Here is a 20363-nt window from a genome sequence, read left to right as displayed (position 1 = left end):
CCAAAACCCCTGCCAGCCGGCCCCAGAGGAACTCGAGGAGTTGGACCCCCTACTCCAGGGCCAGCTCCACCAGACGCCTTAACAGCTCGGGGTAAGGTAGACCCCCGGCGGCAAAAAGCCTGGGGTACATGCTGGTGGGGGTGAAGCCGGGAATGGTGTTGACCTCGTTGAGGTAGATCTCCCCCCCCGCAAGGAAGAAGTCCACCCTGGCCATGCCGCGGATGCCCAAAAGCCTGTAGGCTTTCAAGGCCAGCTCCTGCACGGTCTCCTGGGTACCGGGGTCCAGGGGTGCAGGGATCAAAAGCTCCGCCCGGCCCGGGGTGTACTTGGTCTCGTAGTCGTAGAAGGCCGCCTGGTAGCGCACCTCTCCCACGGGGCTGGCCTCGCCAAAGATATTCCCCAGAATACCCACCTCCAGCTCCCGCACCCCCGAAAGCGCCTGCTCCACCACCGCCTTCTGGTCGTGGCGGAAGGCCTCGGCCAAGGCCTCTTCCAGCTCGGCGTAATGCTCCACCCGGCGGATGCCGATGCTGGAACCCGTGTTGGCGGGCTTCACAAAGAAGGGGGGGTCAAAGGGGATAAAGGGGCGCTCCCCCTGATAAAGGGCTACCCAGGGGACCACGGGAATCCCCGCCTGGGCCAGAACCCTTTTGCTTAAGTCCTTATCCATGCAAAGGGCGCTGGCCGCCACCCCCGCCCCCACGTAGGGCTTACCCAGAATTTCCAAGAACCCTTGGATGGTCCCATCCTCTCCCCACCTTCCATGAAGCAGGGGGAAGACCACGTCATACCGGCTCCAATCCAAAGGGGGTGGAAAAGCGTGCCGGCCGATAGGGGCCACCTTGGCCCCAAGGGCAGCAAATGCCTCCTCCCCAAGGAGCCACCCACCGTCCTTGGCGATCACGGCGAGCTCGGTGGGGAAAGGCATGTGCTCCAAAACCCCCTGGGCGGAAAGCAGGGAAACCTCGTGCTCGGGGCTTCTTCCCCCGGCGATGAGGAGGACCTTAGGCGCGGCCATGCCTAAAGCTTAGCCCTTTTCCCCCAAGCCCTGGGAAAGATCCAGGCCGTTAAAACGGCCCGCGCAGGGAAGAAGCCCCTCCTTCACCCAGCAGAGCACGGCTTCCTTGGCCGCCTCGAGGACCCGCTCCACCACCGGCCACTCCTCGGGAAGGAAGGGGGAAAGGACATACGCTGCCCCAAGCTCCCGGGAAGGGGGCTTGCCAATCCCTAAGCGCAGGCGGTGGAAGGCCTCGGTCCCCAGGGCCTGGGCGATGGAGGCCACCCCGCGGTTTCCCGCGGGGCTACCCCCTGCCTTGAAGCGCAAGCGGCCCAGGGGTAGGTCCATCTCGTCGTGGACCACCAGAAGGCGCTCCGGGGGAATCTTGTAAAAGCGCATCAGGGGAGCCACCACCTGGCCGCTCAGGTTGTAGTAGGTGAGGGGCTTGAGGAAAAACCCCTTTTCCCCCTCTACCTCCACCTCGGCCAGGAGGGCCTCCCCCCTTTCCCGAAACTCCAGGCCCAACCGGTCCAGGACCATGAAGCCCAGGTTGTGGCGGGTCCTGGCGTACCGCTCCCCCGGGTTTCCCTGGCCCACCACCAGGAACATTCCTGCCCTCCGCAAAAAGGGGGCGAAAACGCCCCCCTTCCCTCCGCCAGCGGCCAATCCCCTTTCCAGGGGCCCCGCCCGTCAAGTACAGGGCGGTACTACTCCTCCTCTTCCTTCTTGCCCTTCTTGATCACCTCGGGCTCAGCAGGAGCCTCGGGGGCCTCCACCGCAAGCTTCTCCACATCCTCCGGAGGCACCACCGCAGCGATGGTTTCCTCCGGGGAAATGGCCAGCTTAACCCCCTCCGGAAGCTTGAGGTCAGCGGCATGGAGGCTATCCCCGATGCCCAGGCCCGAGACATCCACCTCGATGAACTCGGGAATATTCCTTGGGGAAACCCGCACCAGGATGTCCCGGTGCACCTCCTGCAGGACACCTCCTTCCCGCACCCCTTGGGGCGTACCCACAAAGCGCAAGGGAATGTACATCTCCACGGGCTCGTCGGAGAGGACGTAGAAATCCACATGCTCGGGACGGCGCCGGCGCTTGTCCAGGTTCACCTGGCGCACCAGGGTGGGCAGTTCCTGACCGTCGGGGAGCTCCAGAACGATCACGTGGTGGATGGAAGCCTGACGGAAGACCTTGTCAAACTCCCCGAGATCCACGTAGATCTTACGGTTCAAGTACTTATTGTAGATGACACCGGGGAGCTTCCCCGCCCGGCGCAAAGCGGCGGGCTTCTCCCCTTCCCGGTACTGGGCCTTCAAACGGTATTCCATGTCTCCTCCTCAACCTCCCAAAAGGCAAAGGCCCCCTAGGGGCACACTATGGGAAAGCTTATCACACCCCCAGGCCCTCCTGCCACCTCAGATCAACGCGCTCACCGACTGGTTGGTGTGCACGTGCCGGATGGCCTGGGCCAGAAGCTCAGCGGTGGAAAGCACCGTGTACCCCCCATCCCTCAAGGGGATGGTATCGGTGAAGATCACCTCACGGATGGCGGGATGGGAAAGGTTTTCCCGAGCCTCCCCTACCAGGACCGGATGAGTGGCCATGACCACCATTTCCGGCAAAGCCCCAGCCAGCAGGAGGGCCTCCACCCCTCGCCTTATGGTTCCCCCCGTGGAAACGATGTCATCGATGATCAAGGGTCTCTTCCCCGCCACCTCCCCGATCACGTAGGTGACGGAGGTGTCCTTGGGGCCATGGCGGCGCTTGGCCAGCATGGCCAGGGGCAGGCCCAGCCTTTCGGAAAGCCGCCTGGCCTCCTCTGCCCGGCCCGCATCCGGGGAAACCACCACGCCGTTCTCCGTATAGCCCTTCTCCTGGAGGTAGCGGGCAAAGAGGCGCACCGCCGAGAGGTGGTCCACGGGGATATCAAAAAACCCCTGGATCTGGGGAGCGTGGAGGTCGATGGCGATCACCCGGTGCACCCCCACGGTTTCCAGGAGATTGGCCACCAGCTTGGCGCTCACGGGCTCGCGGCCCTGGGTCTGCTTATCCTGACGGGCATAGCCGAAGTAGGGGATGACGGCGTTGATGCGGCCCGCAGAGCTCCGGCGAGCAGCATCCGCCAGAAGGAGGAGCTCCATCAGGTGATCGTTCACCGGGGGACTGGTGGGCTGGATGAGGTACACATCGTCCCCGCGCACGCTTTCCAAAAGGCGCACCCTCACCTCCCCGTCGGGGAAGCGGTCCACCACCGCTTTTCCCAAGGGAACCCCTAGGGCTTCCGCCACCCGCCGGGCCAGATCGGGGTGGGCGTTCCCCGTGAAAAGCTTGATCTCCACCTTGCCCCTCCCTTTTCAGTATGCTAAAAGAGCCTGGGCCAGGTAGCCAAGCCGCCTCGAGGCCGCCTGCAAAAAGGCCTGGAAGTCCCTGGCCGCCTCCTCCCCCGCCCCATCGGTCACGGCACGGATCAAGGCCATGGGATGCCGGAAGCGCCAGGCCACCATGAGGGCCGCGGCCCCTTCCATCTCCACCGCCTGGGCCCCGTGGAGCCGGGCCAGCCTCCTTGCCTCCCCCCTATCCGCCAGAAACCGGTCCCCCGTGGCCACCACCCCCCGTCGGGCAGGGAAGCCCAGGGCAGAAGCCGCCACCTCAGCCCGGGCCAGAAGGCCAGGGTCTGAGGGGAAAAAGCGCACCCCAAAGGCCGTCTCTCCGGGCTCCCGACCAAAGGGGGTCAGGTCCACATCCCACTGCACCGCCTTCTCAGCCAAAAGGAGGTCTAGGGCGCGAAGGGAGGGGTCCAAGCCCCCCGCCACCCCTAGGAAAAAGCTTTCCCTGGGAGCGAAGCGGGTTAGGACATGGGCCACGGCCAAGGCCGCCGCCACCTTGCCCACCCCGGTTTCCGCCACCAGTACCCCGGGGGCCTGATGGAGGGGAAAGGGCGCCTCGAGGGCCTCCCTCGCGTCCAAGGCCTCCCTTAAGGCCTCCGCTTCCTCGGGCTCCGCCGCAAAGAAGGCGATCACCTTTCCTCCAGGGGAAGGGTGGCCTGAACCTTCAGTCCTTCCCTCAGCACCTTCTCCGCCCAGGCCTTGGCCCCTTGGAGGTCGTGGTCGCGGTAGTTGCCGCACTCCCTGAAGCTGGCCCCGGGAATGGGCCCCTCGTGCAGGAGAACATCCCTTAAGGCCCGTTCAAAGGCCACCAAAACCCTTTCCTCCTCCAAAGGGCCTTCCACCACCAGGTAAAACCCCGTGCGGCACCCCATGGGGGAAAGGTCTATGACCCCTTCCAGGTGGTCGCGGAGGTAGCCAGCCAAAAGGTGCTCGAGGGTGTGCAAGGCCCCCGTGGGCAGGGCTTCCCGGTTGGGCTGGGCCAGGCGCAGGTCGTACTTCTCCACCAGGCCACTCCCCACCGCCTTCCTCCCCGCCAGGCGGACATAAGGAGCCTTCACCTTCGTGTGGTCCAGGGCAAAGCTTTCCACCTCGGCCATGGCTTTATCCTACCCTGCTAGACTGGCTTCCATGGTCCTGGTCCTGGACTTCGGTTCCCAATACACCCGCCTCATTGCCAGAAGGCTCCGCGAGCTTAGGGTCTTTTCCCTGATCCTGCCGGGGCGGGCAAGCCTGGAGGAAATCCTTAAGCACAAGCCCCAAGCCCTAATCCTCTCCGGCGGACCCAACAGCGTCTTTGACCCCGATTCCCCCCGCCCCGACCCCCGGGTGCTCACCCTCGGCCTTCCCACCTTGGGCATCTGCTACGGGATGCAGCTTCTCGCCCAGGAGCTTGGGGGCAGGGTGGAGCGCATAGGGCGGGCAGAGTACGGCAAGGCCCTCCTCACCCGCTACCAGGGACCCCTCTTCAAAGGCTTGGAGGGCGAGGTCCAGGTCTGGATGAGCCACCAGGACGCGGTGACCGAGCTTCCCCCGGGGTGGCGGGTGGTGGCGGAAACCGAGGAAAACCCCGTGGCGGCCATGGAAGCCCCGGACGGAAAGACCTTCGCCGTCCAGTTCCACCCCGAGGTGGCCCATACCCCCAAGGGGATGCAGATTCTGGAAAACTTTCTGGAGATCGCCGGGGTAAAGCGGGACTGGACTCCGGAGCACGTGCTGGAAAGCCTGGTTAAGGAAGTGCGGGAAAGGGTGGGCGAGGACCGGGTGCTCCTGGCGGTTTCCGGCGGGGTGGACTCCAGCACCCTGGCCCTCCTCCTGGCCAAGGCCCGGGTGAACCACCTGGCGGTCTTCGTGGACCACGGCCTCCTGCGCCTGGGGGAACGGGAGGAGGTGGAAGGAGCCCTTAGGGCCCTTGGGGTAAACCTCCGGGTGGTGGACGCCAGGGAGCGCTTCCTTACGGCCCTCAAGGGGGTGGAAGACCCCGAGGAAAAGCGCCGGATTATCGGGCGGGAGTTCGTGGAGGTCTTCTCCCAGGTGGCCCGGGAAGCAGGCCCCTTCCGCTTCCTCGCCCAGGGGACCCTCTACCCCGACGTGATCGAGTCCGCCGGGGAGCCGGGAGCGGCCAAGATCAAAAGCCACCACAACGTGGGCGGTCTTCCTGAAGATTTGAAGTTCGAGCTCCTCGAGCCCTTCCGCCTCCTCTTCAAGGACGAGGTAAGGGAACTCGCCCTGCTTCTCGGCCTTCCCGACCCTATCCGCCTGCGCCACCCCTTCCCGGGGCCGGGCTTGGCGGTGCGCATCCTGGGGGAGGTCACGGAGGAAAAACTGGACATCCTCCGGCGGGCCGACGATATCTTCATAAGCCTTCTAAGGGAGTGGGGGCTGTATTCCCAGGTGGCCCAGGCCCTGGCCGTCCTCACCCCCGTGCGGAGCGTAGGGGTGGCGGGGGACGAGCGGAAGTACGGCTACGTTCTGGCCTTAAGGGCTGTGACCACCGAGGATTTCATGACCGCCGACTGGGCCAGGCTGCCCCTGGACTTCCTGGACGAGGCAGCCCGGCGCATCACCCGCAGGGTGCCGGAGATCGGCCGGGTGGTCTACGACCTCACCTCGAAGCCTCCTGCCACCATAGAATGGGAGTGAGGAGTATTCCCCTCACTCCCAGCCAAACAGCTGATGTTCAGTAAGCCTCTACGCGTATGTTGTCAACAATCCAGAACCAATCCCAGTACGCATCGTAGTAGTGGAAGCGAATAATGACGTTGGGCTTGCCCGCGGCAATGGAGCTGATGTCCACAGTACGGGTTTCAGGACCCACGTCCTCTCCCTGGAAGCGAGCCACGTTGATCCAAGTGTTACCGCCATCAACGCTCACATCTACGTCGCCAATTTCATCGGTGTAGTAGTAGAAGTAGTGATCAAAATGAAGTTTGACTGTAGAAAAGCTCGAAAGATTCAAAGCAGGAGTCCAAAGCTCCGTATCCACATCCACTTCACCCAGACAATCGGAGTCGATGATGGCAAAGGGTGCTTGGATGGGGTCCAGAGGACCATAATCTGTTTCTCTATCGCACTCATCGTTCGTGGACCAAGCACCGTTGCCGGTGTTATCTATGATCCTCCAATCAGGTGGTATTCCTTGAGAAAAATCGAATACCTGGTTGGGAAGCAAGGAACTGGCTACGGTTACTGGCAAGGCAACTTCCTTCCGTACAGAACCACTCTGTCCGACGACCTTAATGGTGTAGTTCCCACCTGCAGCAGAGCCTTTCTCCAACATCAAAGTAGCCGCCCCCACCCCCGTGACCACCTCCAGAGACTGGGGAGTCACAGCCCCGGGATTGAAGGAGGCATTCATGCCCTCCGGCACATCCTCCAAGCTAAGGGTCACTTGGCCGTTGAAGCCGTTCTTCGCCACCACTTGCACCAGGATCTCCTGCCTGGGGGCAGAAGGGGTGAGATCCACACTGGCCTTACTCAGAACGATGCGGAAGTCCGGATCCCCAAGCTGAGTACCCCCACCGCCTTGCTGGCAAGCCACCAGCAACCCCATGAGACCCGCCAGCAAGAACCCTATTGCCAGCAACTTCCTCATAGCAAACCTCCTTTCAAGCCCCAAGGGCAAAACCCCGAGGCTCGAATCCAGAGTGCCAACCACCCCCTTACAAATTCCTTAAACGCCCTGGCCCCCACGGAACTTCTGCCCACACCCCCTGCTAACCACCTGGATCTAGAGACCCATCCGGCGTAGACTGGAAGCGAAAGGAGGCCAAGATGCCTACCTTTATCGTTCTCAGCACCCTCACGGATGACGGCGCCGAGACCCTGGTGAAAAACCCCGAGCGCATCAAGGAAGTGAACCAGGAACTGGAGCGGGACTTCGGGGTCAAGGTGGTGGCCCAGTACGCGGTTTTGGGGCCTTATGACTTCGTGAACATCGTGGAGGCGGAGGATGCCCTGGCGGTGGCCCGGGCCATGCTCCACCTCTCGGCCAGGGGAAGCGTGAGGACCACCACCCTCGAGGCCATCCCCGTGGCCGACCTCATCGCCAGGCTCAAGTAGTGGAGGTTCTGGAAACCGCCGTCTACGCCGTGGATCTGGAGAAGGCCCGGGCCTTTTACGAGGGGGTCCTGGGCCTTCCTTGCTTCCAGTACCAGCCCCCGCGCCATGCCTTCTTCCGGGCAGGAAAGGGGGTCTTTTTGGTCTTCAACCCCCATCACACGGCAAAGGAGGAAAACCTTCCCCCCCACGGGGCCCAAGGAAGCGTTCACGTGGCCTTTAAGGTGGCTGAGGAGGAGCTTCCCTCTTGGGCCAAGAGGCTGGAGGAAGCGGGCTTTCCCGTCTGGTGGGCGGACTGGCCCAGGGGGAAAAGCCTCTACACCCGCGACCCCGCGGGAAACCTGGTGGAGCTGGCCCCCGCCGCCATCTGGGGCCTAGAATGAGGGCATGGCCACCCGGTACCGCTTCGGGGTAGAGGAGTTTGAGCGCCTCTTCCAGGGGGTGAAGCACCTCGAGCTCCTCGAGGGAGAGATCTACGAGATGAGCCCGATTGGTCCTAGGCACGTCTTTGCTGTAGCCCAGTTGGACAAGAGGCTCCAGGCTCTATTGGGAGAGGAGGCGGTCATCGCCGTGCAATCCCCCCTGCGCCTTTCCCCCGACTCCGAACCCGAACCCGACCTTCAGGTGCTGAAACCCCCCCTGGAACAGTACAGCGAGCGCCTCCCTGAGCCCCAGGACGTCCTCCTCCTCATAGAGGTGGCCGACACCAGCCTGGACCACGACCGCAGGAAGCTCGCCCTGTATGCCAAAGCTGGTATCCCTGAGGTCTGGATCGTGAACCTGGTGGAAAACCTCCTGGAGGTCTACCGCCATCCCCAAGAGGACCACTACCGCCTCAGGGAGATCCTCTTCCCCGGCGAGGCCAAGGCCCCCCTGGCCTTCCCCCATCGGCCCATCCCCTGGTCGTGAAACAGGTGGAGCTTTTCACCGATGGGGCCTGCCTGGGCAACCCCGGCCCTGGCGGGTGGGCGGCGCTTTTACGCTACGGTAGCCACGAACGAATGCTTTCCGGAGGTGAGCCCTGCACCACCAACAACCGCATGGAGCTCACCGCCCTGCTGCAAGGGCTTAGGGCGCTCAAGGAACCCTGTGAAGTACACCTCTTCTCCGACAGCCAGTACCTGGTGAAGGCCTTAAACGAGTGGCTCCCCGCCTGGGAAAAAAGGGGGATGCGCAGAGCGGACGGCAAGCCCATAGAAAACCGCGACCTCTGGGAAGCCCTTATGCCGGAACTCAAACGGCACCGGGTGGTGGCCCACTGGGTGCGTGGACATGGCGGCCACCCGGAGAACGAACGGGTGGACCGGGAGGCCAGGCGCCAGGCCCAGCGGCAAAAGGCCCTGTCCCAAACCCCTTGTCCCCCTGAGGGGGCTACGCTTTTTCCCCGATAAGCAGAAAAACGTTATACTAAGGCCATGCTAGGCCAGCCCACGAGCCGCCTCGAGAGCAAGCTCCGCCCGGAGGAGCGGGAAGGTCCTGTCTACAAGGCCAATAAGGACGCCTGGGTAGCCCTGGTGCGGGACTTCAGGGAAAGCCTGGAGAAGGTGCGCCAAGGGGGCGGGCCCAAGGCCGTGGAGCGGCAGCACAAAAAGGGACGCCTCACCGCCCGGGAGCGCATTGCGAGGCTTTTAGACCCGGGCACGGAGTTCTACGAGCTCATGGCCTTTGCCGGGTGGGGGATGTACGAGGAGTGGGGCGGGGCCCCGGCCGGAGGGGTCATCACCGGCCTCGGGCAGATCCAGGGCCAAACCTGGATGATCATCGCCAACGACGCCACGGTGAAGGCGGGGGCCTTCTTCCCCATCACCGCCAAGAAGGTGATCCGGGCCCAGACGATGGCGCTGGAAAACCGCATCCCCACCCTGTACCTGGTGGACTCCGCCGGGGTTTTCCTACCCTTACAGGACGAGGTCTTCCCAGACCAGGACGACTTTGGGCGTATCTTCTACCTCAACGCCCGCATGTCCGCCCTGGGCATCCCCCAGATCTCCGCCATCATGGGGAACTGCGTGGCCGGGGGAGCCTACCTCCCCGTCATGACCGACGTCCTCATCATGACCGAGGGAAGCGGCCTCTACCTGGCGGGCCCCGCCCTGGTGAAGGCGGCCATCGGCCAGGAGGTCAGCAGCGAGGAACTTGGCGGGGCCCGCATGCACTTTGAGGTCTCGGGGACCGTGGACTTCTACGAGCCGAACGACGAAGCCGCCCTAGAAAGGATCCGCCAGCTCATCGCCTTGTACCCGCCCTCCAGGCTCGCCCCCTGGGCAGAAGGGCGCAAGGAACCCAGGGAACCCCTTTACCCCGCCGAAGACCTCTACGGCCTCATCGCCCCCGACGGCAGCCGTCCCTACGACCTTCGGGAGGTGATCGCCCGGCTGGTGGATGGCTCGGAGTTTCTGGAGTACAAGGGGGGATACGGGGAGACTCTGGTCACGGGCTTTGCCCGCATCGGGGGCTTCCCCGTGGGCATCGTGGGGAACCAGCGCCTCATCCTGAAGAAGAAGGGACGGATCGAGGTGGGTGGGGTGATCTACGCGGAGGCGGCGGACAAGGCCGCCCGGTTCATCCTCGAGGTGAACCAGATGAACATCCCCCTCCTTTTCCTCCAGGACGTGACGGGCTTCATGGTGGGGAAGGAGTCGGAGCAGGCGGGGATCATCCGCCGGGGAGCCAAGCTGGTCAATGCCGTGAGCAACTCCGTGGTGCCCAAGATCACCCTGATCCTGGGAGGCTCCTTCGGAGCTGGAAACTACGCCCTGGCGGGCAAGGCCTACGCCCCCAGGTTCATCTTCGCCTGGCCCAGCGCCAAGTACGCGGTGATGGGAGGGGCCCAGGCGGCCAAGACCCTTTTGGAGCTGGAGGTGGAAAAGCTCAGACGGGAGGGGAAGGAACCCTCTGACGAGGAGCTAAAGGAGCTTTACGAGCGCATCAAGGGCCGCTACGAGGAAACCCTGGACCCCCGGTACGCCGCCGCCCGGCTTTGGGTGGATGGGATCCTCCTTCCACACGAGACCCGGAAGTGGCTCATCCGGGCCCTCGAGGCCTGCGCCTTAAACCCCGAGCGGGAGCCTTTCCGCACCGGGGTTTTCCAGGTGTAGACTTTTTACTATAACTGTGCTTAAAATGCAAATATGATGAAAGCTTGGCCATGGGATAAGGAAAGAACCAGAAATGGAGCAAGCTATTTGGGATACGAGGTGGAGGAAAGGGAGATCCCCTATGGAATCCAACTTGTGGTACATGACAAAGGCTCAGGCAAAGCTTGTAACGTTAACTTTTACAACTCGGGGAAGCGTCTTCCTCAGGGAGATCCTGCTTTATTAAAAAAACTTGAAGAGGAGCTCGTTAAATTAGATCAACAGGCAAAAATCACAATCGACCTTCTGCCATACGGCGTCACCATCTTGAACAGCGAACCAACCTCCGCTGACCTCATCGCCGCAATAAGGGAATGCTTCACACGGTTAGAGCGCCTTTCTAGAGAAAAATCCGGAGTAGATATAAAAGAAAAACCCGGGGCCCAAGTGCTTGAAACCGTCGCCCAAAAGGAGAATCTCTGTATTGAAAATGTTGCTCCAGAGGTAACCAAAGGTTTCCGCAACCATTTTGGTAAGCTCCTATCAACCTTTTATAGCTGCTTCAGAAATCCGATACAGCATGCACATACAGCTGAAATGGAAAGGTGGCTGACAAAAGAAGAACTTAAGCTGTTGCTGGCTGCGGTAGTTTTGCTCGAAGCGTTATTCAAAAAGTACGTCGTAGGTAGTGAGTGCAATGAATAGGCCTCGAAATATCCGGTGGGTTGAATGCCCCCGGGATGCCTGGCAGGGCTTCAGCCGCTTCATCCCCACCGAGGAGAAGGTGGCCTTCCTAAAGAAACTCCTGGAATCGGGGTTTCGCCATCTGGACCTCACCAGCTTCGTCTCCCCCAAGTGGGTGCCCCAGATGGCGGATGCCGAGGAGGTGCTGGCCAGCCTTCCCCCACCCCAGGGCCGCACCTATCTGGCCATCGTGGCCAACGAAAAGGGCCTGGAAAGGGCCCTTAAGGCCCCAAACCTCACGGCCATCGGCTACCCCTTCTCCCTCTCGGAAACCTTCCAGCGGAAGAACACCAATCGCACCCGGCAGGAATCCTGGCCCCTGGTAAAGGCCATGGTGGAGGCCACAAAAGGAAAGCTTGGCCTGGTGGTCTACCTTTCCATGGCCTTCGGCAACCCCTACGGGGATCCCTGGAGCGTGGAGGGGGTCCTGGAAGATATCGCGCGGCTACGGGAACTTGGGGTTGAGGAGATCGCCCTGGCGGACACCTACGGGGTGGCGGAGGCAAGCCGCATCCAGGAGGTGCTAGGGGAGGCCGTGGCCCGCTTTGGCCCCGAGGGCCTGGGCGCCCACCTGCACGCCCGCCCGGAAGGGGTCTTGGCCAAGGTGGAGGCGGTGCTGGCGGCCGGCATCCTCTGGTTGGAGGGCGCCTTGGCCGGGGTAGGGGGCTGCCCCTTCGCCGGGGATGAGCTGGTGGGAAACCTGCCCACGGAAAAGGTCCTCCCCTACCTGGAAGCCAAAGGCTTCCACATGGGAATAGACCTAAAAGCCCTCCCCGAGCTGGCAGGGGAAGCCGCCCGGCTTAAGCTTCTATACGGTTAGGCGGCCCTTTTCAGGTAGATGCCCGGGTCGGTGGGGTTGGCGATGGCGTTGATCCGCCTCACCAGTTCCTCGGGCGGTAGCTCCAAGAGGGCCGTCATCTCCGCCGGGGACACCACCGCCTCGTAGAACTTCCTGGCCCCAAGGTCCAGCAACAGGCTAACCAGCTCCGAAAGCGCCTCTTCCCCTCCCTGAAAGGCGGGGCCGAAGGCGTCAGGGGTGAGGAGGTCCTTCTTGCCCCCGTGGATGAGAAGGGCGTACCGGGCCTGGTGCCGGCGGTCCTGCCAGTCGGTGATGAAATAGACCTTGGCCTCAGGAAAGCGCACGCCCTTAAGGGCTTCCTTGAGGGCCTCGAGGGTAATCCTGGGAGAAGCGCGCAGGCCAACGCGTTCCATGGGAACAGCTTACAGCCATCTCCCGGGGACAGGAGTCCTCAGCCCAGGAGCTTGCGGGCGTAGATGATCTGCCCCGCATGGTGCTGGGCATGCTCCACCAGGTGGTGGAGGATATGGGCCCTGGGAGCCTTAAGACCCTGGGTGCCCACCGGAACCTCCTGGCCGAGCTCCTCCTCCCGTAGGCTCTGGAAGGCGGAAAGGAGCCTGGCCCAAGCCTCCCGGAAGCGGGCCTCCACCACCTCCTTGGCCTCGGGCTCCCCCTGGAGCTCCCATTCCCGCCCCTTCTTGGCCCAGTCGGGAAGCTCCTGGGGGAAGGCGTAGGAAAGAAGCCGCAAGGAGCTTCCGGTGATGTGGCGCACCAGGCCCCCGATGGGGTTCAGCCCCTCCTTGGGCCGCCACCAAAAACCCTCCTCCGAAAGGTCGAAGGCCCAACGGTCCAGGTGGAGCTCCACTTCCTTAAGGCCCTTGATCCAGGCGGAAACGGCCGGGGAAACCCCGGGTTCTAGGGCTTGCAGGAAAGGCGCAAGACTGGCCATAAGAAGAGCTTACACTAACCCCTGTGGAGGCTTTTGGTCTTCTCTTCCTTTCGGGCCTGGCCCTATTACTCGCCTACCGGTTGCGGCAAGCCTCTCCCCAGGCCCGTTGCCTCCGATGCCACCTGCCCAAGGCCCTGGCGGAGGAGGTGGCCCGGTACCGGCGTCACTGCCCCCAGGTGGCCGTGAGAGCCTGTCCCTTCGACCCCAGAAGGGGTGTCTACCGCCTGCGCCGATGAACCCGGTGGAAGCCCATTGGCTGGCCCTCGAGGCGGATTTGGCCGACTACCTGGCCAAGAAGGGGATTACCCCCTCCTGCCGCGCGGGATGCTTTGCCTGCTGCCATGGCCTGGTGACCCTTTCCCGCCTGGAAGGGGAAGCCCTTCTTCCCCACCTCAGCGAGGCCCAGCGCTCCAGGCTCCTTAAGGAAGGCCCCAGGCGGCTTGCCCTTCTCAGGGAAGGCAAGGACGACCCCCACTTCCCAAGCCAGTTCTTCCTAACCCGCACCCCCTGCCCTTTTCTGGAAGAGAGCCTCTGCGGTGTCTATCCCTGGCGTCCGCTTGCCTGCCGGGGGCTTCTCACCCAAGGCGACCCGAGGCTTTGCGAACCCGAGGCGGGCTTGCAAAAGGGCCATTTCCTTTCCGCTCCCTGGCGCATGGCCCGCCTGCGCATGGAGGCGGTTTGGGAGGAGGAAAAAAGGCGGTACGGCTTCCTGGTCCTGGGGGAGCTGGCCACCCTTTTGTACCTGCTTCTTTCCGGGTTTCCCGGGGAAAGGAAGGAGGCGGAAACCCTCCTGGAGGCGCTGGGGATCCTCGGGGGGCGGTGGGGGTTCCAGGTGGTATAAAAGCGGCCCTCAGGCCGCCTTTGGCGGAGGGGGCGGGATTCGAACCCGCGAGACCCCTTGCGGGGCCTACCGGTTTTCGAGACCGGCCCGTTCAACCGCTCCGGCACCCCTCCCTGAGCCGGGCAAAGAAACCCCTTAGGAGCTTAGCACACTCCCCTTCCAGGACGCCACCCCTGAGGCCTTCCCCCTGGCCGAACCGGGTCAAGGCCCCTTCCTTCAGGTTCTCCACCCCGTAGACCACCTCCACCCCCGCCTCCCGAAGGGCATGGTGGCACATGCGACACGGCTCCAGGGTCACGTAAAGCCTTCCTCCCCGGGCCCCCCGGCCCACTTCCCTAAGGAGGAGCATCTCCGCATGGGCCGTAGGATCCCGGGTAGCCTCCACCTGGTTGTGGGCCCTGTACACCCTTTCCCCCACCACCAAGACCGCCCCCACCGGCACCTCCCCCTCCTGGAAGGCCTGCCTGGCCTCCTCGAGGGCCAAGGCCATGTACCGCTCCTCCTCGGAGGGAGGATGAAAGCCCAGCACCTCCACCACCCGCTTACCTTCCGCCCTCACCGGCCAAAGGGGCTTGAGCTCCTTAGGTACCCCTTTCTCCGCCAAAAAGTCCACCAGGCGCTTTCTCCCGTAGGGCATGGCCAGGTAGTCCCCCGGCAAGGGGCGGCGGAACCCGGGAGGAAGGGGCAGCCGGGGCGCGGGGGGAAGGAGGAAAAGGGTACCTCCCTTACGCCTGGCCGTGTAACCGCCGGGCAGGATGGCCACCTTGCCCCCTAAAGCCTCCTCCAAAAGGGCGATAAGCCGGGCCTCAGGCCGGAGGTCCAAGGCCTCCAGCATCCAGCGCAAAGCCCTCCGCCTAAGGGCCCCGGGAGCCTCCAAAAGGGGTGCCGCCCGGTAGGCGGGCACGAAGAAGCGGGGATCGGATAGGAGGCGAGCCCTAGCCTCCCTCTCCAGGTGGGTCTCCTCCTCCATCCGCACCTGGGCAAAGCGGGAAAGCGCCTCCTTGGCCCTGGGAAACCGTTCTTCCAGAAGGGGAAGCACCTTAAGCCTCAGGTAGTTGCGATCCCGGGAAAGGTCCTGGTTGGAGGGATCCTCCCGCCACGCTTCCCCCAGGGCCTTTAGGTACGCCCTTAACTCCTCGCGGCGAAAGGCCAGAAGGGGGCGGACCACAAGCCCCTCCTTCTCCCGGATGCCCAGACCCCGGGCCGTGCCCTGGAGGAGTTTGAGGAGCACGGTTTCCGCCTGGTCGTCCAGGGTATGGGCGGTGAGGATGGCCTTGGCCTTCACCTCCCTGGCCACCCGGTGGAGGAAGGCGTAGCGGATCTCCCGGGCCACCGCCTCGAGGTTCTCCCCCCGTTCCCTAGCCACCCTGGCCACCTCCACCCGCTCGGCGTGGAAGGGATAGCCAAGCCTTTCCGCAAGGGCCTTCACAAAGAGGAGATCCTCTCCGCTTTCCAGGCGCAGGGCGTGGTCCAGATGGGCCACCACCGCCTCCCGCCCAGCCCGCTTCACTAGGTGGGCCAGGGCCACGGAATCCCCGCCTCCCGAAACCGCCAGCACCAAAGGGTCCCGGGGCGCAAGCCGGGCCAGGCGCTTCTGGAAAGCCTCCTCCAATTCCCGCGGGAAACCCTCAGGCAAGCCTGGCCACCTCCGCCTTCAAGGTGGGAAGGCAGCAACGCCCCCTGGGGTTGCGCTGGTCACAGGCACAGCGCCTGGCCCTGACCCCCTCCTCCACCTGGGCCACCGGATCCACCCCTTGCCCCAGGGCCTCCACCAATCCCTCCCGGGTCCAGTCGAAGCAGTAGCAGATGAGAGAGGCTCCCTTGTCGTAGATGGGGAAACGCACCTCCCCCAGGGTGTACACGCCTTCCTCCCCGTAGTAGACCACCGGGCAGGCGGGATCCTGGCAAAGGTAGTGGGGACTAGAGGGGTTAAGCCGCACCAGGGCCCTTCCCGTGAGGAAGTTCTTCACCGTCTTCAAGGGCACCTCGAGGCCCACCTTTCCATTCTGCGGGCAGAGCATACCTCCACTTTATCCCCGGTATCCTGAAACCATGAAGCTTCGCTTCCGCCAGGATGGGCCCTACGTGATGGACCTGCCCGAGGGAACCCCCTTCCGGCTCAACGGGGAGGAAAGGCGCCTGGAAAGGGCCAAGCTGGCCCTTTGCCGCTGCGGCCATTCCCGGAACAAGCCCTTCTGCGACGGTAGCCACAAGGAGGTGGGGTTCCAGGCAGAGAAGGGGGAACTGGAAATGGAAAAGCCGTAAACGTCCTCACCTTGGTCTACTGCGCCCGGCCTTCACCCCCCCAGGCGGTAGGTTCTGCCTTTCCCTTCCCCAAGCCTCCTCCTTGGCGAGGCCGGGGAGGAGGAGGCATGCGCAACCTGAACCCCTCCTCAAAGGGCACACCCACAGTCTCGCCACGAGCCTCCGCCACTACCCGACGGTAAACCGCCTCGTAGCGTTCAGCCATCACCGCGCTGGAGAAGTTCTCCTCCACGTGGCGCCGGCAGGCGGCGCGTTCCAGCTTCTCCACCTGCCTTACCGCCTGGACCATCTCCTCCACCGTACGTGAACGGCAGACGATCCCCGTAACCCCGTCCACCACCACCTCGTCTACGGAGCCCCCGGGGAAGGCTATCACCGGGGTACCGCAGGCCATGGCCTCGGCCATAACCAAGCCAAAGGGCTCCGGCCAGTCGATGGGAAAGAGGAGGGCCAAGGCCCCTCCCAGCAACTCCGCCTTCGCCTTTTCGTCCACCTCTCCTAGGTACTCCACACCCGGCGTGTCCAAAAGGGGTAGGAAATGGGTTTCCGCCCACGCGCGGTCCGCAGGGTCAATCTTTGCGGCAATTTTCAGGGGAAGGCCCACACGCCGGGCCACCTCGATGGCCTGGACCGGCCCCTTCTCCGGCGAAATACGCCCCAGGAAGACCAGGTAGGGCGGATCCTCAGGCTCCTGGCGGAAGGGGAAGTGCTCGAGGCGGATGCCGTTATAGACCGTGGCCTGCCAGCGAAGGGAAAGGTCCCTCACTGGAATGCGCTGGCTGTGGCTAATGCTGACCAAGGGCTGTTCCGGGAAGCGGGACAGGATCCGACGGGTCTCCGGTAGATCCAAACGACCGTGTAGGGTGGTCAGGGTAGGGGTTGGGCTGTGGCGGGCAAAGGGAAAGGCCAGGTAATCCACATGGGAATGGATGATGTCAAAACGATCCGCCTGAGCATAAACCTCTTCCAGCATGGCCATGTGGAGAGCCAAGCCATCCCTGGCTCCCGTAAGGCGCAATCCCCCCTCCGCCATGGGCACCAGGCGGGCACTGGTGCGGGAGTCCGCCGAAGCAAAGAGGGTAACCTCATGCCCGCGGCGCACCAGTTCCTCCACCAAGGCATGCACTACCCGCTCAGTTCCGCCATAGAACTTGGGTGGAACAGCCTCGTAAAGCGGCGCAATCTGAGCGATCCGCATGGCCTAACCCTCCTTTTGTCTGGTGAACACAGGAACCGGGCGGCTGCCCGAATCCGGCGTCAACCAGGACGGCATCGCCCCAACCTTCATTATAGTAAGGCCAACCCACAGGCCCTAGCCTCCCCCTTCCCCAGTTCTCCTTCGCCAGCGCTTAAGCACCTCTTGCCGGCTTGGCTTTTCCTCCCGCAAAGCCTGTTCTTGCGCCAGAGCCAACATAAGCTGGGGAAACCCCTCAAGAGCCTCCAAGGCCCCCTGGGTTGCTTCCTGATAGGCCTGAAAAAGGGCCTCCTCCAAAAAGTCCGCGGCAAGGTCCACCCAAGGCCCTGCCCCTTCCATCTCCTCCGCGGCCAAATAAAGGGCCCGCTCCAGGTCGTAGGCCAACCGGGCTAGGTCCCGAAGGGGAAGGCCCCTACCCTCCTTGCCCAAGGCCAGAAGGAAAACTTCCCCTTCCACCTCTACAAAGGCCCCCAGGCCACGGTTCAGGAGGGGTACCCCATCCCCTTCACCCTCCACCTCCTGCAAAGCTCGGTGCAGAAGGGCAAGCCGTACGCCCAGGAGCCGGACCAGGGCCTCCAGCTCCCTAAGGGCGTCCGCCATGAGGCCCAAGGCACCTTCCCCAACCGGGTGGTCCTGAAGCCGGGCCAAACCCTCCCGGGCTAGCCTTAAGGTGTAGGCAAAGGCTTCCTGGGGCTGCCCAGAAGGGAAGGTGCCAGTGAGGGCCAGGACTCGCCGTTCCCTGCCCCGTTCCCAGTAAAGCCCCCCTACGGGCCTCCGGACCCAGGGGAGGGAAAGATGGGGGAAAAGCCTCTCCGTACGGTCCAGCCCCCCGTCTTGGATCAAACCCACCTGGAGCCAAACCCCTTCCCCCGCCGCCAAGCCAGGACGGAGAAGCTCCAGGGCCTCAGGAACATGGCCCGGATGGCGGCCCCGGTAGTGGGCCTTGAGGCTCCGGCCCTCAAACCCCTGGGCAAGCCGCCTTAAGAGGAGGGCATAAAACCCCGGATCCTGGGAAAGCTCGAAGAGGTATCCCCCTCCTCCTCCCCGCACTCGGGCGAAGAGCCCCGGGCCTTCCCTGTCCTGGCGCAAGGCGATAGGCAAAAAGGCTTCAAGGGAACCCCCCTCCCCCTCAAGGCGCAGAAGGGTAAGGTACAGAGGAGGTTCCTTCTGGAGGCGAAGGGCGTCCTTGAGCCCCACCTGCTTGGGCCTCGAGGCCAACCAACTCCGCTCACTAAGCACCCTGCCCAAGGCACTTAGGAAGGAGGCCCGGGCCCTTTCGTCCACCAAGGTATCGATGAAGAGGCCCTCCACACCGCCAGAAAGGGGCACCGTGGGCAGGTCCTGGGGGATCCCCGCCATTTCCTCCTCGGGCGCTGCCCAATCGGGAAGGTACAGGCGCTCTATCTCCTGCTTGGGCCTTAGAGCGAAGAGCATAAACCCATGGGGACCCAAGGCCAGGCGGTAACGGCCCTCCACCGGGGGAAAGGGGTTTTGGGAGAAGAGTTCTACCGGAACCAGGCCCTCGTACTCCTCCAAGGGCAGGTCAAAGGCCTGGGAATACCGGGAGAGGTTGGCCACCACCAGGATCTTTTCCCCCTGGTACTCCCGTTCGTAGGCCAGAATGCGCCGGTTTTCCACGGGAAGCAGGCGCAAGCTTCCTCGACCCAAAACCCTGGCGTACCGGTTTCGGATGCCCAGGAAGCGACGCACAAAGTTCAAAAGGGAGTGGGGATTCTCCTGCTGGGCCTCCACGTTGACAAAGTGATAGCTGTAGGGCCCCTCGCTCACCGGGGGCAGGAAGAGGCGATGATAGGGAGCCCGGGAAAAGCCCGCATTCCGGTCCGCCGACCACTGCATGGGGGTCCGCACCCCATTGCGGTCGCCCAGAAAGGGGTTATCCCCCATGCCGATCTCGTCCCCGTAATAGAGGATGGGGCTTCCCTTCAGGGTAAAGAGAAGGGCGTGCAAAAGCTCAAAGCGTCGCCTATCCCCCCCCAACAGGGGCATGAGCCTACGGCGAATCCCCAGGTTGATCCGGTACCTGGGATCGGGAGCATAGACCTCCCAAAGGAACTCCCGCTCCTCCTCCGTGACCTTCTCCAGGGTCAGCTCGTCGTGGTTGCGCAGGAAAAGAGCCCACTGGGCGGACTCCGGTATGCCCTCCGTCTCCTGGAGCATGGCTTCAATGGGCCCCCGGTCCTCTCGGCGTAAGGCCAGAAAAAGGCGGGGCATCAGGGGAAAGTTGTAGGCCATGTGCACCCCATCCCCTTCTCCAAAGTAGGGCAGGGTTTCCTCGGGCCACATGTTGGCCTCGGCCAAAAGGACTTTGCCGGGGCCGTAGCGCTCCTCCAGGGCCTTGCGCAGGCGCTTTACCGCCTCGATGGTTTCGGGAAGGTTTTCGCAGTTGGTCCCTTCCCGCTCGTAGAGATAGGGAATGGCGTCCAAGCGGAAGCCATCCACCCCCATGTCGGCCCAGAAGAACATCACCTGATGCATGGCCTTCTCCACCTCGGGGTTATCCCAGTTGAGGTCGGGCTGGTGGTGGTAAAAGCGATGCCAGTAGTAGGCCCCGGCCACGGGGTCAAAGGTCCAGTTGCTGGGCTCAAAGTCCTGGAAGATGACCCTTACCCCCTTGTATCTCTCCGGGGTGTCGCTCCACACGTAAAAGTCCCGCATGGGGCTTCCTGGCTTCCTGGCCTCTTGGAACCAAGGGTGGTCGATGGAGGTGTGGTTGAGAACCAGCTCGATGATGACCCGCATCCCCCTTGCGTGGGCCTCGTCCAGAAAGCGCCGGAAGTCCTCGAGGCTTCCGTGGACGGGCAGGATCTGGTAATAGTCGGAGATGTCGTACCCGTCGTCCCGCAGGGGAGATTGGAAGAAGGGCATGAGCCAAAGGGTGTTAACCCCTAGGGCCTCAAGATAGGGCAGCTTCTGTCTTAAGCCCTCGAAGTCCCCGTAGCCGTCGTCGTTGGCATCAAAGAAGGAGCGCACGTGAAGCTGGTAAATGACCGCGTCCTTGTACCAGAGGGGATCCACGATCCCCAAGTATGCGC

Annotated in this window: 24 protein-coding genes and 1 tRNA gene; 11 read left to right on the top strand and 14 right to left on the bottom strand. The window is 63.3% G+C overall.

What is annotated here, in order from left to right; translation table 11 throughout:
* Positions 1-49 precede the first annotated feature (49 nt).
* The 6 genes from ddl to G584_RS0108690 form a co-directional block, all read right to left on the bottom strand.
* A complete protein-coding gene (gene ddl / locus G584_RS0108715) occupies positions 50-1018 on the bottom strand; it encodes a D-alanine--D-alanine ligase (RefSeq protein WP_028494286.1) in 969 nt (322 codons plus the stop codon).
* Between the two features lie 9 nt (positions 1019-1027).
* On the bottom strand, positions 1028-1606 hold the full coding sequence (pth, locus tag G584_RS0108710; protein ID WP_028494285.1) for an aminoacyl-tRNA hydrolase: 579 nt from the start codon (positions 1604-1606) through the stop codon (positions 1028-1030).
* A gap of 98 nt (positions 1607-1704) precedes the next feature.
* Positions 1705-2325 (bottom strand): 50S ribosomal protein L25, encoded by a 621-nt coding sequence (locus tag G584_RS0108705; protein WP_028494284.1) that lies wholly within the window; start codon positions 2323-2325, stop codon positions 1705-1707.
* Between the two features lie 87 nt (positions 2326-2412).
* Positions 2413-3336, bottom strand: coding sequence for a ribose-phosphate diphosphokinase (locus tag G584_RS0108700; RefSeq protein ID WP_028494283.1), 924 nt, complete (start codon positions 3334-3336; stop codon positions 2413-2415).
* Positions 3337-3351: 15 nt separating this feature from the next.
* Positions 3352-4017: a 5'-methylthioadenosine/S-adenosylhomocysteine nucleosidase gene (gene mtnN, locus G584_RS0108695; RefSeq protein ID WP_028494282.1), complete on the bottom strand. Its 666-nt coding sequence runs from the start codon at positions 4015-4017 to the stop codon at positions 3352-3354.
* Positions 4014-4481: an S-ribosylhomocysteine lyase gene (locus tag G584_RS0108690; RefSeq protein ID WP_028494281.1), complete on the bottom strand. Its 468-nt coding sequence runs from the start codon at positions 4479-4481 to the stop codon at positions 4014-4016. Before G584_RS0108690 ends, mtnN begins: the two co-directional genes overlap by 4 nt.
* 31 nt (positions 4482-4512) lie before the next feature.
* On the opposite strand from G584_RS0108690, the gene guaA reads away from it, so the two are divergent.
* Entirely contained in the window at positions 4513-6024 is a 1512-nt protein-coding gene (gene guaA / locus G584_RS0108685) for a glutamine-hydrolyzing GMP synthase (RefSeq protein ID WP_028494280.1), read from the top strand.
* Between the two features lie 37 nt (positions 6025-6061).
* Here guaA and G584_RS12390 read toward each other — a convergent pair whose 3' ends face one another.
* Positions 6062-6976, bottom strand: a complete 915-nt coding sequence (locus tag G584_RS12390; protein ID WP_028494279.1) for a hypothetical protein — start codon at positions 6974-6976, stop codon at positions 6062-6064.
* 179 nt (positions 6977-7155) lie between these two features.
* Here G584_RS12390 and G584_RS0108675 point away from each other — a divergent pair, with 179 nt between their 5' ends.
* Genes G584_RS0108675 through G584_RS0108640 form a run of 7 tightly spaced genes read left to right on the top strand, consistent with a single transcriptional unit; the run spans position 7156 to position 12081 of the window.
* Positions 7156-7443, top strand: coding sequence for a glutamine synthetase/cystathionine beta-lyase binding protein (locus tag G584_RS0108675; RefSeq protein ID WP_028494278.1), 288 nt, complete (start codon positions 7156-7158; stop codon positions 7441-7443).
* Positions 7443-7823 carry a VOC family protein gene (locus G584_RS0108670; protein WP_028494277.1) on the top strand — a complete coding sequence of 127 codons (381 nt, stop codon included), beginning with the start codon at positions 7443-7445 and terminating at the stop codon, positions 7821-7823. The genes G584_RS0108675 and G584_RS0108670 overlap by 1 nt, the downstream gene beginning before the upstream one ends.
* A gap of 4 nt (positions 7824-7827) precedes the next feature.
* A complete protein-coding gene (locus G584_RS0108665) occupies positions 7828-8349 on the top strand; it encodes a Uma2 family endonuclease (RefSeq protein WP_015717816.1) in 522 nt (173 codons plus the stop codon).
* Complete coding sequence (rnhA, locus tag G584_RS0108660) at positions 8346-8831, top strand: ribonuclease HI (protein WP_028494276.1); 486 nt, start codon at positions 8346-8348, stop codon at positions 8829-8831. Before G584_RS0108665 ends, rnhA begins: the two co-directional genes overlap by 4 nt.
* Before the next feature lie 24 nt (positions 8832-8855).
* Entirely contained in the window at positions 8856-10538 is a 1683-nt protein-coding gene (locus tag G584_RS0108655) for an acyl-CoA carboxylase subunit beta (protein ID WP_028494275.1), read from the top strand.
* A gap of 33 nt (positions 10539-10571) precedes the next feature.
* Entirely contained in the window at positions 10572-11222 is a 651-nt protein-coding gene (locus G584_RS12690) for an HPF/RaiA family ribosome-associated protein (RefSeq protein ID WP_157626406.1), read from the top strand.
* Entirely contained in the window at positions 11215-12081 is an 867-nt protein-coding gene (locus G584_RS0108640; RefSeq protein ID WP_038050959.1) for a hydroxymethylglutaryl-CoA lyase, read from the top strand. The genes G584_RS12690 and G584_RS0108640 overlap by 8 nt, the downstream gene beginning before the upstream one ends.
* On the opposite strand, the gene G584_RS0108635 is transcribed toward G584_RS0108640, so the two are convergent.
* Positions 12078-12473 carry a DUF3197 domain-containing protein gene (locus tag G584_RS0108635; RefSeq protein ID WP_019550287.1) on the bottom strand — a complete coding sequence of 132 codons (396 nt, stop codon included), beginning with the start codon at positions 12471-12473 and terminating at the stop codon, positions 12078-12080. The genes G584_RS0108640 and G584_RS0108635 overlap by 4 nt on opposite strands.
* Positions 12474-12511: 38 nt before the next feature.
* The gene (locus G584_RS12105; protein WP_028494273.1) at positions 12512-13009 is read right to left on the bottom strand and encodes a DinB family protein; all 498 of its coding nucleotides are present in this window, start codon (positions 13007-13009) and stop codon (positions 12512-12514) included.
* Positions 13010-13032: 23 nt separating this feature from the next.
* Here G584_RS12105 and G584_RS0108625 point away from each other — a divergent pair, with 23 nt between their 5' ends.
* The gene (locus tag G584_RS0108625) at positions 13033-13245 is read left to right on the top strand and encodes a hypothetical protein (RefSeq protein WP_028494272.1); all 213 of its coding nucleotides are present in this window, start codon (positions 13033-13035) and stop codon (positions 13243-13245) included.
* On the top strand, positions 13242-13850 hold the full coding sequence (locus G584_RS0108620; protein WP_028494271.1) for a YkgJ family cysteine cluster protein: 609 nt from the start codon (positions 13242-13244) through the stop codon (positions 13848-13850). Before G584_RS0108625 ends, G584_RS0108620 begins: the two co-directional genes overlap by 4 nt.
* Positions 13851-13871: 21 nt before the next feature.
* Here the strand turns inward: G584_RS0108620 and G584_RS0108615 are convergent.
* The 3 genes from G584_RS0108615 to G584_RS0108605 form a co-directional block, all read right to left on the bottom strand.
* Positions 13872-13963 (bottom strand) — tRNA-Ser (locus G584_RS0108615).
* The gene (tilS, locus tag G584_RS12510) at positions 13942-15462 is read right to left on the bottom strand and encodes a tRNA lysidine(34) synthetase TilS (protein WP_028494270.1); all 1521 of its coding nucleotides are present in this window, start codon (positions 15460-15462) and stop codon (positions 13942-13944) included. Before tilS ends, G584_RS0108615 begins: the two co-directional genes overlap by 22 nt.
* Positions 15463-15478: 16 nt before the next feature.
* Positions 15479-15871 carry a hypothetical protein gene (locus G584_RS0108605; protein ID WP_028494269.1) on the bottom strand — a complete coding sequence of 131 codons (393 nt, stop codon included), beginning with the start codon at positions 15869-15871 and terminating at the stop codon, positions 15479-15481.
* 31 nt (positions 15872-15902) lie between these two features.
* Between G584_RS0108605 and G584_RS0108600 the strand changes: the two genes are divergently transcribed.
* A complete protein-coding gene (locus G584_RS0108600; protein WP_028494268.1) occupies positions 15903-16115 on the top strand; it encodes a CDGSH iron-sulfur domain-containing protein in 213 nt (70 codons plus the stop codon).
* 16 nt (positions 16116-16131) lie between these two features.
* Here G584_RS0108600 and G584_RS12090 read toward each other — a convergent pair whose 3' ends face one another.
* Both G584_RS12090 and treS read right to left on the bottom strand, forming a co-directional pair.
* Positions 16132-17313, bottom strand: coding sequence for a glycosyltransferase family 4 protein (locus tag G584_RS12090; RefSeq protein WP_083964870.1), 1182 nt, complete (start codon positions 17311-17313; stop codon positions 16132-16134).
* Between the two features lie 114 nt (positions 17314-17427).
* Entirely contained in the window at positions 17428-20346 is a 2919-nt protein-coding gene (treS, locus tag G584_RS0108590) for a maltose alpha-D-glucosyltransferase (RefSeq protein ID WP_028494267.1), read from the bottom strand.
* Positions 20347-20363 lie beyond the last annotated feature (17 nt).

This window comes from Thermus antranikianii DSM 12462, from assembly GCF_000423905.1.
Lineage (GTDB): Bacteria > Deinococcota > Deinococci > Deinococcales > Thermaceae > Thermus > Thermus antranikianii.
The sequence above is the reverse complement of the archived record's forward strand: the minus strand, read 5'-3'. Positions and strand labels throughout refer to the sequence as shown.